The sequence below is a fragment of the Aequorivita capsosiphonis DSM 23843 genome (genome assembly GCF_000429125.1).
GTDB lineage: Bacteria > Bacteroidota > Bacteroidia > Flavobacteriales > Flavobacteriaceae > Aequorivita > Aequorivita capsosiphonis.
Map to the genome: position 1 here is coordinate 44,641 of NZ_AUBG01000012.1, position 15,839 is coordinate 60,479.

At 38.8% G+C, this 15,839-nt stretch carries 15 protein-coding genes; 5 read left to right on the plus strand and 10 right to left on the minus strand.

Features of this window, described 5'->3' with window-relative positions:
* Positions 1 to 91: 91 nt before the first annotated feature.
* The 4 genes from trxA to G440_RS0110575 form a co-directional block, all read right to left on the minus strand.
* Positions 92 to 409, minus strand: coding sequence for a thioredoxin (trxA, locus tag G440_RS0110555; RefSeq protein ID WP_026451277.1), 318 nt, complete (start codon positions 407 to 409; stop codon positions 92 to 94).
* Positions 410 to 596: 187 nt separating this feature from the next.
* Positions 597 to 5,006, minus strand: a complete 4,410-nt coding sequence (gene dnaE, locus G440_RS0110560; protein WP_026451278.1) for a DNA polymerase III subunit alpha — start codon at positions 5,004 to 5,006, stop codon at positions 597 to 599.
* 249 nt (positions 5,007 to 5,255) lie between these two features.
* Positions 5,256 to 5,705, minus strand: a complete 450-nt coding sequence (locus G440_RS0110570; RefSeq protein ID WP_026451279.1) for a ferritin-like domain-containing protein — start codon at positions 5,703 to 5,705, stop codon at positions 5,256 to 5,258.
* Between the two features lie 184 nt (positions 5,706 to 5,889).
* A complete protein-coding gene (locus G440_RS0110575) occupies positions 5,890 to 6,684 on the minus strand; it encodes a DUF6252 domain-containing protein (RefSeq protein WP_026451280.1) in 795 nt (264 codons plus the stop codon).
* A 134-nt stretch (positions 6,685 to 6,818) separates the two neighbouring features.
* On the opposite strand from G440_RS0110575, the gene G440_RS0110580 reads away from it, so the two are divergent.
* The 4 genes from G440_RS0110580 to G440_RS0110595 all read left to right on the plus strand — a co-directional run bounded on the left by G440_RS0110580 (position 6,819) and on the right by G440_RS0110595 (position 9,066).
* On the plus strand, positions 6,819 to 7,448 hold the full coding sequence (locus G440_RS0110580; RefSeq protein WP_026451281.1) for a 30S ribosomal protein S16: 630 nt from the start codon (positions 6,819 to 6,821) through the stop codon (positions 7,446 to 7,448).
* Positions 7,449 to 7,459: 11 nt separating this feature from the next.
* Positions 7,460 to 7,984 carry a ribosome maturation factor RimM gene (gene rimM / locus G440_RS0110585; protein ID WP_026451282.1) on the plus strand — a complete coding sequence of 175 codons (525 nt, stop codon included), beginning with the start codon at positions 7,460 to 7,462 and terminating at the stop codon, positions 7,982 to 7,984.
* A 341-nt stretch (positions 7,985 to 8,325) separates the two neighbouring features.
* On the plus strand, positions 8,326 to 8,532 hold the full coding sequence (locus G440_RS0110590) for a hypervirulence associated TUDOR domain-containing protein (RefSeq protein WP_026451283.1): 207 nt from the start codon (positions 8,326 to 8,328) through the stop codon (positions 8,530 to 8,532).
* 9 nt (positions 8,533 to 8,541) lie between these two features.
* Complete coding sequence (locus tag G440_RS0110595; protein ID WP_026451284.1) at positions 8,542 to 9,066, plus strand: O-acetyl-ADP-ribose deacetylase; 525 nt, start codon at positions 8,542 to 8,544, stop codon at positions 9,064 to 9,066.
* Positions 9,067 to 9,069: 3 nt separating this feature from the next.
* On the opposite strand, the gene G440_RS0110600 is transcribed toward G440_RS0110595, so the two are convergent.
* From G440_RS0110600 to G440_RS0110625, 6 genes are all read right to left on the minus strand, one after another.
* Positions 9,070 to 9,606: a DUF1697 domain-containing protein gene (locus G440_RS0110600; RefSeq protein ID WP_026451285.1), complete on the minus strand. Its 537-nt coding sequence runs from the start codon at positions 9,604 to 9,606 to the stop codon at positions 9,070 to 9,072.
* Between the two features lies 1 nt (position 9,607).
* A complete protein-coding gene (locus G440_RS0110605; RefSeq protein WP_026451286.1) occupies positions 9,608 to 9,877 on the minus strand; it encodes a type II toxin-antitoxin system RelE/ParE family toxin in 270 nt (89 codons plus the stop codon).
* On the minus strand, positions 9,867 to 10,112 hold the full coding sequence (locus G440_RS0110610) for a hypothetical protein (protein WP_026451287.1): 246 nt from the start codon (positions 10,110 to 10,112) through the stop codon (positions 9,867 to 9,869). The genes G440_RS0110605 and G440_RS0110610 overlap by 11 nt, the downstream gene beginning before the upstream one ends.
* Before the next feature lie 75 nt (positions 10,113 to 10,187).
* Entirely contained in the window at positions 10,188 to 11,435 is a 1,248-nt protein-coding gene (locus tag G440_RS0110615; RefSeq protein WP_026451288.1) for a BaiN/RdsA family NAD(P)/FAD-dependent oxidoreductase, read from the minus strand.
* Complete coding sequence (locus tag G440_RS0110620; RefSeq protein ID WP_034259415.1) at positions 11,432 to 12,826, minus strand: pyridoxal phosphate-dependent decarboxylase family protein; 1,395 nt, start codon at positions 12,824 to 12,826, stop codon at positions 11,432 to 11,434. Before G440_RS0110620 ends, G440_RS0110615 begins: the two co-directional genes overlap by 4 nt.
* A gap of 215 nt (positions 12,827 to 13,041) precedes the next feature.
* Complete coding sequence (locus G440_RS0110625; protein WP_026451290.1) at positions 13,042 to 14,511, minus strand: T9SS type A sorting domain-containing protein; 1,470 nt, start codon at positions 14,509 to 14,511, stop codon at positions 13,042 to 13,044.
* 96 nt (positions 14,512 to 14,607) lie between these two features.
* Between G440_RS0110625 and G440_RS19835 the strand changes: the two genes are divergently transcribed.
* Entirely contained in the window at positions 14,608 to 15,642 is a 1,035-nt protein-coding gene (locus G440_RS19835) for an endonuclease/exonuclease/phosphatase family protein (RefSeq protein ID WP_034259397.1), read from the plus strand.
* Positions 15,643 to 15,839: the final 197 nt, after the last annotated feature.

Genomic DNA, 15,839 nt, shown 5'->3' on the forward strand with positions numbered 1-15,839 from the left:
TCTGGAGTACTCGACCAGACAATTCCACTAAAATAACAAAAGGCCTAGCAATACGCCAAGCCTTTTATAATTTTATTTTTTAATCGAAATCTTACAAAAGCGTGTCAATTGCTTCTGCATAAACGTTTTTAGGAGCAACGCCTACCTGACGCCCTACAACCTCACCGTTTTGGAAAACCAAAACCGTTGGGATGTTTCTAACTCCATATTTTGAAGCAAACTCTTGGTTCGCATCTACATCTAATTTCCCTACAACGGCTTTGCCCTCGTATTCTTTGCTTATTTCTTCAATGATTGGCCCTACCATTCTGCAAGGTCCGCACCAGGCTGCCCAAAAGTCAACCAACACTGGCTTATCACTTTTTAAAACCATTTCTTCAAAATTCGCGTCTGTTATTTCTAATGCCATAATCTTGTTTTTAATTAATTCCCAAAAGTAAGAAATTTTATAAGATAATTTAGCGTGTTAATATATGTTTAGGAAATGGGGGTATTGTTTATTTCTATTGTCATTAACAATTAAGACCAAACAGGTCTCTCATTCTTCGCGTAAAGCTACGAATGTCGAAGTAAGACCTGTTAGGTCTCTCACAGCGTCAATTCAATCTATACCGAACTTGCTCTTTCTCCAGCTCGTCCAGCAATTCTTTTGAAATATTCACTTTTTGCTTTCTACTAGGCATGGTGAGTTTAATTTTCTCGTTCATTTCATAAACCACAAAAAACAGTTGTTTTTCCCCTTTATGTGTTTGTATCAAATCTTTAAGCGAATCAATTCTGCCATCTTCCAAATCGCCTAACGGAATTTGAAGGGTTAGCTTTTTTGAATTGTTTTCCATTACATCGTGAAGCAATTGAAAACTGTTATACTGAAGTCGCGGATCTCCCTTTTTACCGGTGTCACGATTTGTCCAGCCTTCTTTTACGAAAACACGGCCATAAATAAAGCTATTCGGAACTAAGAAATGGCGCCATTTTAAATAATCTTCTCCAAAAATCTTGAATTCATAACTGTCTTCATAGTCCTCTACCGCGAAAATAGCCCAACCTTTTCCAGCTTTCGATTCTCGGTGTTGCACATCACTTACTACGCCTCCAAAAGTCATTTCCTTGTTCAAGAAATGTTCTAATCTATTAAAATCTGAAACTTTACAATTGGTAAAACTCTTCATTTCTATTTGGAAATCGTCCAGTGGATGGCCCGAAATATAAACTCCAACCACTTCTTTTTCCTGCTTCAATTTTTTCATCGTGCCCCATTGTTCACAAGGTGGCACTTCTGGTTCTGGAATCTGAACTTCACTAGCTCCTCCAAACAAACTAACTTGTGCCGAATTCTCCGTTTCTTGATATTTTGCCGCATAGCGCAACACTTTTTCAAGAAACATAATCCCATCACCTTCGTCGTGTAAATATTGTGCGCGGTGGGTATCAAAACTGTCAAATCCTCCTGCAAGGGCTAGGTTTTCAAAAGCTTTTTTGTTTGCCGAACGAAGATCGATACGCTTAGCTAAATCGAAAATGGATTTGTATTTTCCATCTTTCCTATGTTCCACAATGGTTGCCACGGCACTGCTTCCAACACCTTTTACCGCGCCCATTCCAAAGCGGATGGCACCTTCATCGTTTACAGTAAACTTGTGAAAAGATTCGTTTACGTCAGGACCTAAAACATTCATTCCCATTCGCTTACATTCGTCCATAAAGAATGTTACTTGCTTTATGTCGCTCATATTGTTGCTCAACACTGCCGCCATATATTCTGCGGGATAATGCGCTTTTAAATAGGCGGTTTGGTACGCAATCCAAGCGTAACACGTAGAGTGCGATTTGTTAAAGGCGTAACTCGCAAAGGCTTCCCAATCCTTCCAGATTTTCTCTAATTTTACGGCATCGTGACCTTTTTCTGAAGCTTGAGCAATAAATTGCGGTTTCATTTTATCAAGAACAGCTATCTGCTTTTTACCCATCGCTTTCCGCAAAACATCTGCTTCACCTTTGGTAAATCCAGCCAATTTCTGCGAGAGCAACATCACCTGCTCTTGATAAACCGTAATCCCGTAAGTTTCCTCTAAATATTCCTCCATTGCAGGAAGATCGTATTCAATTTCCTCCTCGCCGTGCTTTCTTTTTACGAAACTGGGAATATATTCCATCGGCCCAGGACGGTACAAGGCGTTCATTGCAATTAAATCTGCAAAGACCGTTGGTTTTAATTCCTTCATATATTTCTGCATTCCGGCAGATTCATATTGGAAGATCCCAACGGTTTCCCCTCTTTGGAAGAGTTCGTATGTTTTTACATCGTCGAGCGGAAAAAAGTCTGGATCGAGGTCAATATCGTGTTTGTGCTTTACAAGTTTTACGGTGTCTTTTATAAGCGTCAAGGTTTTTAGACCCAAAAAGTCCATCTTTAACAAGCCTGCACTTTCCACAACCGAGTTGTCAAACTGAGTCACATATAAATCGGAGTCTTTAGCTGTGGCAACCGGGACGAAATTAGTAATATCACTGGGTGTAATAATCACTCCACACGCGTGAATCCCTGTGTTTCTAACAGAACCTTCTAATATTTTTGCCTGATTTATGGTTTGTGCCTCCAAATCACTTCCTTTGGAAAGATTTAAAAGCTCCTGCACCTTCGGAAGCTCGTCGCTACGGAAACGACTTCGCAATTCCGCATCACTAAAGCCGAAGATTTTATTCAGCTTGGTCATATTCGGAATAAGCTTCGAAATCCGATCCGCTTCATTCAATGGTAAATCCAGCACCCGCGCCGTATCGCGAATGGAAGATTTTGCCGCCATGGTGCCGTAAGTGATGATCTGCGCCACTTGATTACTCCCGTATTTGTTGATAACGTAATCCATGACCCTACTTCGGCCTTCGTCATCAAAATCGATATCAATATCGGGCATACTTACACGATCCGGATTAAGGAAACGCTCAAAAAGCAAATCGTACATAATGGGATCGATATTGGTAATTCCCAAACAATAGGCCACGGCACTTCCCGCTGCCGATCCACGCCCGGGACCTACGGAAACGTCCATTCTTCGGGCTTCGGCGATAAAATCCTGTACAATCAAAAAGTAACCCGGATAACCTGTATTGGCAATTACTTCCAATTCAAAATCAAGGCGTTGTTTTATTTCTTTAATCCGATCTGATGCTTCTTCTGGAAACTCAAAACTGGTAAGCGCTTCATAGGAAACCTCTATCAATTCAGGATACCGACGTTTAGCGCCTTCATAAGTTAAATGTCTTAAAAATGCATTCTCACCGCGTTTACCACCATCAACATCTCCGGGATCCAAAAATTCCTCGGGAATTCCAAAATTGGGAAGCAGGACGTCGCGATGTAAAGAGTAAGATTCAATTTTTGAAACAACCTCCTCTATATTTAAAATTGCTTCAGGAAGGTCTTTAAACAAGGCCTTTATTTCGTCCTGACCTTTAAAATAATACTCTTGGTTTGGCAAGCCGTATCGATATCCGCGGCCACGTCCTATTGGAGTCGCCTGCTTTTCGCCATCTTTTACGCAGAGCAAAATATCGTGGGCATTGGCATCTTCCTTATCTATATAATAGGTGTTGTTACAGGCAACGAGCTTTACGTTATTGCGTTTTGCCATATTGACCAAAACATCGTTTACGCGCTTTTCATCTTCTTGATCGTGGCGCATAATTTCCACATAAAGATCCTCCCCAAACATTTCCTTCCACCAAAGCAAAGCCTCTTCAGCTTGGTTCTCACCTATATTCAAAATCTTTCCGGGTACCTCGCCAGTAAGGCTTCCCGTTAAAACAATAATATCTTTTTTATACTTCTCTACTATATTTTTATCAATTCGAGGTACGTAATAAAAACCCTCCGTATAGGCAATAGAAGACATTTTTGCCAAATTGTGGTAGCCACTTTTATTTTTGGCAAGCATAACAATTTGGTAACCATTGTCCTTGTGGCTTTTGTTGAGATGATCTTCGCACACAAAAAACTCGCAGCCTACAATACCTTTTAATTCTTTGTCCTTATCTTCTTCGGAAAGAGATTTGTTATAATTGCTAACCGCCTGCACAAAGTGAAAAGCGCCCATCATGTTTCCGGTATCAGTCATTGCCACCGCCTTCATATTGTTTGCCGCCGCCGCCTTTACCAAATCTCCAGTACTAGACGTAGATTGCAAAATGGAATACTGCGAATGATTGTGAAGGTGAACAAAAGGTGCTTCCTCTAAAGTAGCAATGTTTTCCTTTATTTCTTCGGAAGAAATCTCTTCGGTATCCGAAGCGGCTTGCATTTGCTTCCGGATTTTTTCCGAAGCTTTTTTAAGATTGATATGCTTTAGCCCGATTAATTGGATCGTCTTCGGATTTACTTCTGAAAAATTTTCGAAGTAATCTGGCTGAACATCTAATTCTTCTTTTGTAAATATCTGACGTCGCACCAATTCCAAAAAGCAACGTGTTGTTGCCTCAACATCTGCGGTTGCGTTGTGCGCGTCGCCGAAAGTTTCGTTAAAAAGGTATTGGTGAAGTTCGGTTAAAGTTGGTAGTTTAAACTTTCCTCCACGCCCACCTGGAATTTGGCAAAGCTGGGCAGTAGTCTCGGTACAAGTGTCCAAAACAGGCAAGTTGGGCAACGGATTTTCCATTCCCATGCGGAAAAATTCCGCTCCCATAATATTAAGGTCGAAGCCAACATTTTGACCGACAAGGAATTTAGTTTTTGAAAGCGCAGTATTAAATTTTTCAATTACTTCTTCTAAAGAAATCCCTTCAGCAGTTGCCAATTCGGTAGAAATTCCGTGGATTTTTTCAGCATCAAAGGGAATATTAAAACCTTCAGGCTGCACCAAATAATCTTGATGCTCAATTAAATTCCCCATTTCATCGTGCAACTGCCAAGCGATCTGGATACAGCGTGGCCAGTTATCAGTATCGCTAACGGGAGCGTTAAAACGTTTGGGAAGCCCTGTGGTTTCTGTATCGAAAATTAAATACATTGAATGTTATTTATTGTTTATTATTATTGATTATTGCAATTGCTTACTGCCTATTGAAAGTTGGTATTTGTAAAGCTTTTGAACTTTCAACCTGAAACTTGGAACTTGAAACCTCGAAATTGAACCTTGAAGGTAAAAATAGAAAAATCCCTGTCTTTGATGAAGCAAAAATACGAGGAGTTGTTCACAAAAAAAACCATTCCCAAATAGGGAACGGTTTCATTTTTTCTTAATCATAGTTCTTAACTTCTAAGAAACTATCGCTTCAAAATTTTTGGCACTTTGCCACGCACTGTTAATGCTGTTGCGCTGATTGGTTAAAATTTTCTGGGTTGTTGGAGGCAATGTAGTATCTTTAATTACTTCATCATACTCTTCAACAGCGGCTTTTTCACCTTTTTGAACTTCGCCTAAAATAGTTTCTTCGTTGTTTGAAGAAAAGGCGGTTTCAATATCCATCCACGTTCTGTGCATGGTTCCAGTGGCACTTCCACCTTTCTCAGGGGTTTCGCCATAGTTTTTAATTTCAGTCTTTAATTCGTGACCAAAATCGTAACGTTTTTGAGCCTGTTCGGTAAAGAACTGCTTCATTTGAGTATTTTCCACTTTTTCGGCAGCTTGCTTATAACCCTTTTCGGCATCATAATTTTTCTCCAACAGCTCGTTTAATTTATTTGACATTTTTTCAGTAAACTTCATCATCTTTCGTTTTAAATTATACAGTTGTTTTTTCTTCATCATTCCTCTAAAGACAACTGCTCAACTTCATTCGGATATATCCTAATATAGCATTAACAAAGGCGTTCAACGAAGTATTAACCTAAGTTTAGTGTAAATTAACAAGGTTTAACCTTTTGAAGGGAGTTTTAAGAAATGGTGGGATTTAATAGGTTACATTGAAAGCACCTACCGTTATTTCAGATCTATTTGTGACGAAAGAAAAAGTTCCCTCAATAGTTCTTTCTGAAATATTGTGCTCTAGGATAGTTATCAATCCTTCCTCGGTTGTATCTAGCCCATCTGCATCTTGGTATTTTGCATTGAACCCTGATCTCGGAATTGTATATGCATCAGGCTCAACATTGGAAGGCATCGAAATTACAATTTGTGAATTAGCTCCTACTCCGGCAATAACGAGCGTGTTGCCTGTGTCGTTAGCTGAAACAGAAAGAGGCGTAAACGTGTCGCCGTTCACTTTTGCACTAAAAGTTCCTGCGTTGGTAGGATCTGTAATTTCTGCGCCAGCGTAAGAAATATTGTGCAATACACCTTTTGAAACATAAATGGTATCAATCCCCGGCAGAAAAGCATTAAAACGAAAAGTACCCGTGAGTGTTTTGTTTGCTTCATTCACTTCTGAAATAGTTATCATTCCTTCTCCATCAGGCCTAGAACTATACGTATTTCCTCCAAGGCCCTGAAAAACGGCGTAATTGGGGCGCCCTTCAGCGATGGTAAAATTACCTTCAGCCAATTGCGAAAGTTGCAAGGTTAACGTTTCTAGTTGTGTAAATCCCTGAATGGTAAGGCTGCCGTCGTCATTTAACGAAGCTCGCGCATCATTGGAAGCATAAAAGTTATTGTCAATATTTGCTTGAAGCGCCGGATCATTTTTTTCAATATCTTCGCAAGAGAAAAGCGACAATGCGGCTAAAAGGAAAAATATATATTTTTGCATTTTTGAGAGTTCGTTAGGGATTTTGACAAATGTAAAGAAAAACTTTAATTGATTGAGTTTCAAAAAGAAAATATACTATCTTTGCCGTCCTTAATTATAACCGGAGTCGGGAACTCCAAAAATTAATTCATAACATGCCTGTAAAAATCAGACTACAAAGACGCGGAAAGAAAGGGAAACCTTATTTCTGGATTATCGCGGCGGACGGCCGTAGCAAAAGAGATGGTAAATACCTTGAAAAAATTGGTTTTTACAATCCAACAACCAACCCTGCACAGATTGACCTTGATGTTGACAAAGCTGTAACTTGGCTTCAAAATGGAGCACAACCTACAGATACTGTTCGTGCGATTCTTTCTTATAAAGGCGCTTTATTGAAAAATCACCTTGCTGGTGGTGTTCGTAAAGGTGCTTTAACCGAGGAACAAGCAGAAGCAAAATTCAACGAATGGTTGGAGACTAAAAAAGGTTCTATTGACAGCAAAAGAGCAACACTAACTGAAGCTGAGGAGAAAGATAAAGCTGAAAAACTTGCCGCTGAAAAAGCAGTAAGTGATAAGCGCGCCGCTGAGGCAGCCGCTGCTGCTGCTCCTGCTGAAGAAGAAGTTGAAGCAACTGCTGAGGCTACAGAAGGTGAGTCTACTGAAACTGCAACAGAGGAAGCTCCGGCTGCCAAAAGTGCAATTGAAGAAGCTGCTGATGAAGCTAAGGAAGACAATTCTTCTTCTGCTAAAGCTACAGAGAACAAAGGAAAAGAAGCTTAAGTTAAATAACGATGCAAAAGGAGAACTGCTTCTACTTGGGCAAAATCGTTAGGAAATATAGCTTTAAAGGGGAACTGCTCGTAAAACTTGATACGGACGAACCCGAACTTTTTACTGAAATGGAATCGGTTTTTGTGGAACGACGCAAAAACCTGATTCCATTTTTTATTGAAGAAAGTTCCTTGCACAAAAGCGAACTTTTACGCGTGCGCTTTGAAGATGTAAACAATGAAGACGAAGCCGATGCACTTATTGGCGCGCATCTTTATCTTCCCCTAGAATTTCTTCCAAAACTTACCGGTAACAAATTCTACTATCACGAAATTATAGGTTATACAGCTGAGGACGAATCTTTCGGAAAGATTGGTGAGATAACTGGTGTAAATGATACCACCTCACAGGCTCTATTTGAAATAGACCGAGATGGAAAACAAATCTTAATCCCAATGATTGACCATTTTATTAAAAAAGTGGACCGCGAAAAGAAAACAATACTTTTAGAGGTTCCCGATGGTCTTATAGATCTGTATATATAGGTTTATGTAAGGCTTGGAATACTAAACCTACAATATGATTCGCAGTATATTCTTCATTTAGCGCTATCTACGATTTCTTATTGCATCTCTATATCATATAAGAAAGAGATCTAAACTTCAATTTGCATTTTAAACCTACATGAAGCATAAGTGCTCATATCTGTCTAGAATTAAAAATCCACTTTATAAACGCTCCTAAGATTCATAAGATTACTTGAAAGCTGCTATTTTTTTTAGAGGCTTATCATCTTAAAAACCAACACCTTTGTTAATACCTATTTAGAATTCCCAAGAATTATTTATCTTTAAGTTGAAAGAAAATTAACTTAAAAGAAATAGCTATGAAAAATTACAAAGTAGGCGATCATGTTAAATGGAACTCAGAAGCCGGGCACGTAAGCGGGAAAATTATTAAAGTACATCATTCAGATTTTAAGTATAAAGGTTATACGCATCACGCCAGTAAGGACGATCCGCAGTATGAAATAAAAAGTGATAAGTCTGATCATATTGCTGCTCATAAAGGCTCGGCACTTTCAAAAGTTTAAAATTGGGTAATGAAACTAAAAGTAGAAAAAGGAGATATAACCACGTTTAAGATAGATGCTATTGTAAATGCTGCAAACACCTCCTTACTGGGAGGCGGTGGCGTAGATGGCGCCATTCATCGTGCAGGCGGACCAGAAATACTCAATTCGTGCAAAAAGATTGTTGCCGAACAAGGCGGTTGCAAAGTGGGGGAAGCAGTTATAACTTCAGCCGGTAAATTACCTTCAAAATATGTGATCCATACGGTTGGACCGGTTTGGAACGGTGGCACAAATGACGAAGCTCAAAAGCTCGCCAATTGTTATATAAATTCCTTAAAACTGGTTATTGAAAACAATTGCAAGAGCATCGCTTTTCCCAACATCAGCACAGGTATTTATCATTTCCCGAAGGAAAAAGCTGCCGAAATTGCCGTTGAAACTGTAAATGATTTTCTTCAAGATCACAAGAACATTGAGGAAGTTATCTTTGTCTGTTTTGATGATGAAAATTTCGATCTCACCAATAACGAATTGAAAAAATTAGACCAATAAAATCTATTTTGCCAACTCGACAAGTTTTGCCATGGTTCGATGATTACGCGTAGTTGCCGCCACCTTTAGTTTTTTCTCAAAAAAATTATTGTTGCACTTAACTTCGTTATAGCCTTTTTCGGAAAAGAGATATACGCAATTTTCAGTTATAATAAATTCTTCATCTGGAAAGTCAAGTTTGCTAATTTCTTTGACCAAATCTTCTGAAGGTTTTTGATTTAGCAACGTGAAGAAGGAAGCCATTTTCTTCGCTTCGGAAAACGGACAAGCAGCAAGAATTGCTTCAACTTCTGAAATTTCCTTTACGAGTACTGGTACTTCAAAACCGTAAAGTTCTTTTATTCCTTCAGAAATAATTTCCTCAAGAATCAGTGCTTTCATTTGTGGTTCAGAGGAAGAAAAAAGTACATTTCCACTCTGTATATAGGTAGTAACCTCAGCAAAACCCAAACTCTCAAAAAGTAGTTTTAGGTCAGCCATTTTCAGTATTTTATGTCCGCCAACATTCAGGCCGCGGAGAAGCGCTATGTGGGTTTTCATATTAATAGGATTGGCTTTGGTGTATAACCCGGTAAACTTTTATCACGTCACTCTCGATTTCATAATGTATAGAAAAACGAAAATGCTCTAAAGCAACAATGCGCACGGAATCATATCTAATCTGAAATGCTTCCGGCATTAATTTCACCACTTCTAAAGTATTAAAGATATCATCTAAGAAAGCATCACCTTTTTGAGCAAGATCATATTGGCATTTCGTTCTATAAATATCACGCTTGGCATCCTCGGAGAAGAATATTTTATCTGCCATAGCTCTTCTTGATTTCTTCAGAGCTATACCATTTTAGCTTTCCCTCTGCATCACGTTTCTTTAGTATATCTATCATTGCCCTATATTCTTCACTCGGCTCTGCTAAACGTAGTGCGGTTTCCTCCAATGACCATTCAATAAAATTTTTAAGCGAACGTTTATTTAACTTGGCTTGGACTTCTAAAATGGCTAAAGTTTTATTATCCAGCTCGATCAATTTCTTCGTCTTTTCCATTGTATATAGATTTTATATAGTAAATATATGAAAAAATATATTTAATTCTACTATTCAGTCCCTCGTTTCAACGTACTAAGAGGACAAATTTTGAGCAACAATAAAGCCGCCTGTCCACGCATTCTGGAAATTAAATCCACCGGTAATAGCATCTATATTAAGGACTTCTCCCGCAAAGTAAAGATTTTTACAGATTCTACTTTCAAAGGTTTTAAAGTTTATTTCTTTTAAATCTACACCACCAGCAGTTACGAATTCCTCCTTAAAAGTACTTTTACCATTAACCTCAAAAATCCCAGCTGTTAATTGATTTGCTAAATTTTGAAGATTTTGGCGAGTGGCTTCAGCCCAAGTAAGACGTTCATCAATTCCCGAAGTTTTTACAAGACTTTGCCACAGGCGTTTTGGCAATTCAAACTGTGCGTATTTAAAGACAGTCTGCTTTCCTTGTGATATTTTCAGATCTTTTAAAGAATCAAAAACATCGTCTTCCGAAAGATTATTCAACCAATTTACTTCAATATTGAAATGGTATTTTAAAGGCTCCAATATCCTAGCGCCCCAAGCCGAAAGCTTTAAAATTGCTGGCCCGCTCATTCCCCAATGGGTAATTAATAGTGGAAGGCCCCTAACCCCCAAAGGGGGAACGCCTTTTGGCAATAAAACGTTTACACTCACAACTGCAGAAATCCCAGGAAGATCCGAAATTCTTTGGTCTTTAATGTTAAAAGTAAAAAGTGACGGAACTGCAGGAATTATACTGTGCCCCAGATTTCCAAGTAATTTCCAAATCTTCGGATTACTTCCAGTAGCAACTACCAATTTTTCTGCGGAAAAAGTTTCTGTGGCTGTCTGTATTATGAAATTTTCTCTATCCGTCTGAATTTCCTTGACCGATTGATTTAAAAGAACATCAATTCCTAGACGTCGGGTTTCGGAAAGAAAACAATCAATTATGGTTTGAGATGAATCAGAAATCGGAAACATTCTGCCATCTTCTTCAATTTTAAGTTCTACGCCTCGTTTTTCAAACCATTCAATAGTATCGCCTGTCATAAACGTGTGAAAAGGTCCTAACAATTCCCTTTCGCCACGTGGATAGTTCTGCGATAATTCCTTCGGTAGAAATTCGGCGTGGGTGACATTGCAGCGTCCACCACCAGAAATTTTAACCTTGGTGAGCACTTCTTTTCCACGTTCGAGAATTATTATTTTAGCCTTAGGATTCTTTCCTGCCTTGCCGGCAGGCAGGTCAGCAGCATTGATTGCCGTAAAAAAACCCGCAGCACCGCCGCCAATTATTATGACATCAGCTTGTTTCAAGAGAGGGCTTTTTCTTCAGCGAAAGATTCACAGAGTGCGATAGTTTCCTTAACATCATCCAAGGTAGTGCGTGGATTTATCAAACACATACGCAACACAACTTGTCTGTTCAAAACCGTAGTTACCAATAAAGCCTCTTTAGAATCTACAACACTTTGGGAGATTCGTTGGTTTAATGCGTCCAGTTTCTTCTCGGTAAGCTTGTTCCCAATCGGGTTATACCTAAAGTTGATTACCGCCAAAGTAGCTGGGGAAATCACCTCCCAATTAGAGCTCTTACGGAGAAATGCTTCCGTTGCTTCGGCAAGTGATATATTATATGAAATGGCCTTTCTGAATTCCTCCAAGCCAAAAGTCTTTATTGACATATAAAACTTCAAGGCTCTAAAGCGACGCGTCAATTCAATTCCGTGATCATAGAAGTTTATTTCTGAAGGATTGCCTTCAATATCGCGTAAATATTCAGGTTTTTCGGTGAAAGTTCCTTTTAGCCATTTGTGTTTTTTCACAAGTAGACATCCAATCTCATAGGGTTGGTAAAACCATTTGTGCGGATCGATAGTTAGCGAATCTGCTTTTTCAATTCCTTTTAAAAGTGGCTTTCCTTCTTCTGAAAGAATAGCGAAACCACCATAAGCGCCATCAATATGAAACCAAATATCTTCTTTTTTACAGATTTTTGCAATGTCTGAAAGTGGATCTACTGTTCCTGTATTTGTGGTACCGGCGGTTGCAATCAAACAAAATGGTTGCAATCCTGCCAAACGATCTTTTGCAATTGCATTTTTCAATTTATTCAATGAAAACTTAAATTCGCCGTCGGTTGGGATAATTCGAATTTGTTCTTTGCTAAATCCAAGAACGCGAATGGCTTTAATATTTGAAGAGTGCGCTTGGTCTGAAAGATAGATTATGGCTTTGCTAAAATCATCGCCACATTTCACGGTACGCGCGGTAACCAAAGCCGTTAAATTCGCCATAGAACCACCACTTGTAAAAATACCGCCTCCTTTTTTCTGTGGAAAACCGAACATCTTTAAAAGCCAGTTCATAGCAACGATTTCCATTTCGGCCGCCGCAGGGGAAGCCTGCCAGCCACCCGAAAATATATTGAACCCAGCCGTTAAACTGTCGGCCATTGCACTAATGTAGTTACTGGGTCCAGGAACAAAAGAATAGGACTTTGGGTGTGACACAATATTACTTTTGGTCATCACCTCATCTAAAACAAAATTCAAGACTTCCTTGGCATCTGTGGGTTTTTCCGGAGCTTCCTCCAAAAAAAGTTTCTCCATTTCCTGTCTGGATCCGGAAACTACCGGGAGTTTTTCGTTTTGGGTGGAAAAATGATCCACGATAGCGTCAACCACATCGTAACCGTAGCTTTTCATCTCTTCATGACTCAATTCCAGCGTAGCGTTATTCTGAATTTTCACGTTTCTTTTCTTTTAATTTTTCAAAGTGCAAAATTACGATTTTAGGAAGGGATTTACGATCTTTATTTTAATTAAAAATGCCTTGAAATTAGATCAAGGCATTTTGAAATTAATATGTCTGGTCAAGTTCTATCTACTTGTTTTCGAATACACTCGAGCTGACCATAAGATTATTCAACAATCATCTTCTTGGTCACCGTTTGTGTTTCAGTACTGAAATTCATAAAATAAACTCCGGAAGGAAGATTGATAGGAAGTATTTGTTGTCCTTCGGAAATATTTTCAGAAGAAATTAACTCTCCTTGAATTCCATAGATTTCAACTTTTTCAAAAGAAAAAATATTGTTGAAATTGATTTCGTTATTCACAGGATTTGGGTAAAAATTGAAATTAGCAGCTGTATTTCCATCAACTCCTAAAACGCCACATAAGAAAGGATCGAAAACAACTTCTCCTAAAGTTGAATCGTCCACTATGTGAAAGATCACGTCTTCAACTTCATCGGCTGTGCTTTCTTGACCTTCAATCCAGCAGTTGTGTTTTGCTGAAATTGTATGTGCCGTGTTATTGTAAAGCGCATAGATTTCATTATTGTTTCCATTTTCAGAAAAAATATTTTCACCCGGATTATCGACATCATCACCAAGGTTAATGCTAGCTTCACCAATAACAGTGATTCCCCAAAGGTTTCTTCGTATCTCATTTTTGTTGGCGATAACTTCATAAGGACCGCTACTGGCATTAAGTGAGATTCCACTGCCACCAATGGCAGGATTTCCCTCGGTATCATTATCTTCAATAACATTGTTTCTAATATAGGCAAAGGCATTTGCACCCACGACGGTTATTCCGTAGCGATTTCCTGTAATAATATTATCATCTATTGCGGCTAGAATATTTCCGCCAGTAAAATTAGAAACTGCTATTCCTCCCACTCTGGTCATTGCCGGATCACCAATAATAGTGTTTCTACGGATGATCAGCGTATCTGTGGCCATGGTAGTACCCATATTTATCTGTGGCCGGTTACTATTACTTTTATTATTTCCTTCTATATAATTATTGTAGATAAATGCCGAAACTTGACGGTTTGCCGCACTACTCACAGCAGGCGTCTCGTTAAAAGTAAAAGTGTTGTTAGTTATTTGTGGCTTTCCGCGTGAAAGAGAAACCACCGAACCAGTAGATACTCCGGAAACATTATTAGTAAGTGTAGAATTGTTTAGCGTAAAGTCTTCGTTTATAACCTTCAGGCCTCCGCCGTATTTAATGGTAGCATTTTGAATATTGACCACCGCGTTTTCTTCAAAACGGAAACCGTCGTAAGGGGCAGCTTCGTCAAGTGCCGTAATGGTTACGGCATCAGAATCTACTGTGAATGTTCCAAAAACGGTAACCCGCAAATCGGCATCTATGGAAAGTGTAAGGTCTGTATCTATAATTATTGCATCGTTTTCAGCGATGGTCAGATTTCCCAAAAGCGAATAATCAGTTCCAGAAACGGTAATGGTGGTTGGGCTTGCCGCCGCAATATCATCGAGCGTCCAAGTTACGCCCGTATTGGGCGTGGTGTAATCTTGCGCAAATGAAAACGCAAAGACGAAAAGAACAAAATAACTACTAAGAATAAATTTTTTCATGGGTTGAATTGTTTTGAAACGTAAAAGTAAGGATAAGCCTTAATCAAAAAAAATATTTATAGGCTTTCGCATTTTGAAAAAACTTAAATTTGACGGATGATTTTGCATATTCTAATAATTTTCTTCGTCGTTAGTCCATTTTTTCCGGCTACTGGCCTTCCCCATTGGTTTTTCCGTACTGCAGATTTTGTACGGCTTCAACTATTGTTTATTCAGTTTGTACTATTGGGTCTCTTTTTTTATTTGGAAAATGATTATACTATTTTCAGCTGGATTTTGCTAAGTACGCTGGTGGCTTCCATTTTATATCAGGTTTTTAAAGTATTTCCATATAGCTCACTTTTCCCCAGAAGAAGGTCTCACGATGCCAGCGACGGACATGTATCCATATTGGCAGGAAATGTTCTGCAGACTAATTCAAACTATCAAGATTTTATAAAGGAAATAAAACGTTTTGACCCTGACTTGGTTCTGGCAATGGAAACGAACAAAGATTGGGAAAACGGTCTTGCTCAAATTGAAAATAAGTATCCCTTTACCGTAAAAGCAACCTTAGAAAATTTTTATGGAATGCAACTTTACTCCAAAAAGAAGCTTGAAAATATAGAAGTGAGATATCAAATTGAAGATGATAAACCATCCATCTTTTTCGACTTTCCCACGGAAGGGAATCCACCAATATTTTTCTGTTGTCTCCACCCCGCTCCTCCCAGCCCCACGGAGAACGAAACTTCCAAAGAGGCAGATGCCGAACTGATGCTCACCGGAAAAAATATCAGAAATGAAGATAAACCTACCGTTGTTTGTGGCGATATGAACGATGTGGTGTGGAGTAGAACCACACGCCTATTTAAAAAAATGACAGGGATGATTGATCCGCGGGTTGGTCGAGGCTTCTTTTCCACATTTCACGCCGATTATTTCTTTCTGCGTTTTCCGTTAGATCATCTTTTTCATACGCGCGATTTGTATGTTGGGAAAATGATTCGGTCAAAAAACTTTGGCAGCGACCATTTTGCGATGTATTATGAGATTCACCATAAGAAGAAAGTGGAAACTCCAAAAAACCCGAAACTAAACGGAGATGAAAAAGAAGAAATTGAGGAGTTGATAGAAGAAGGAAAGAATTAAACGAAGCTATCTTTCTAATTATAAATAACTTCTGACTTTCTTATTTTTCTTTGAAATACCGTAAATATTCGATGAATAACTAGAACCATAGTTATGAGCTGACTGATTGAAACAAATGGGAGGCTATCTAAAACCAACCTATTTGATAAAGAACCCAAAATCAGTCTAGATAAAACCGAGAGTTTTCGTTTAATTCA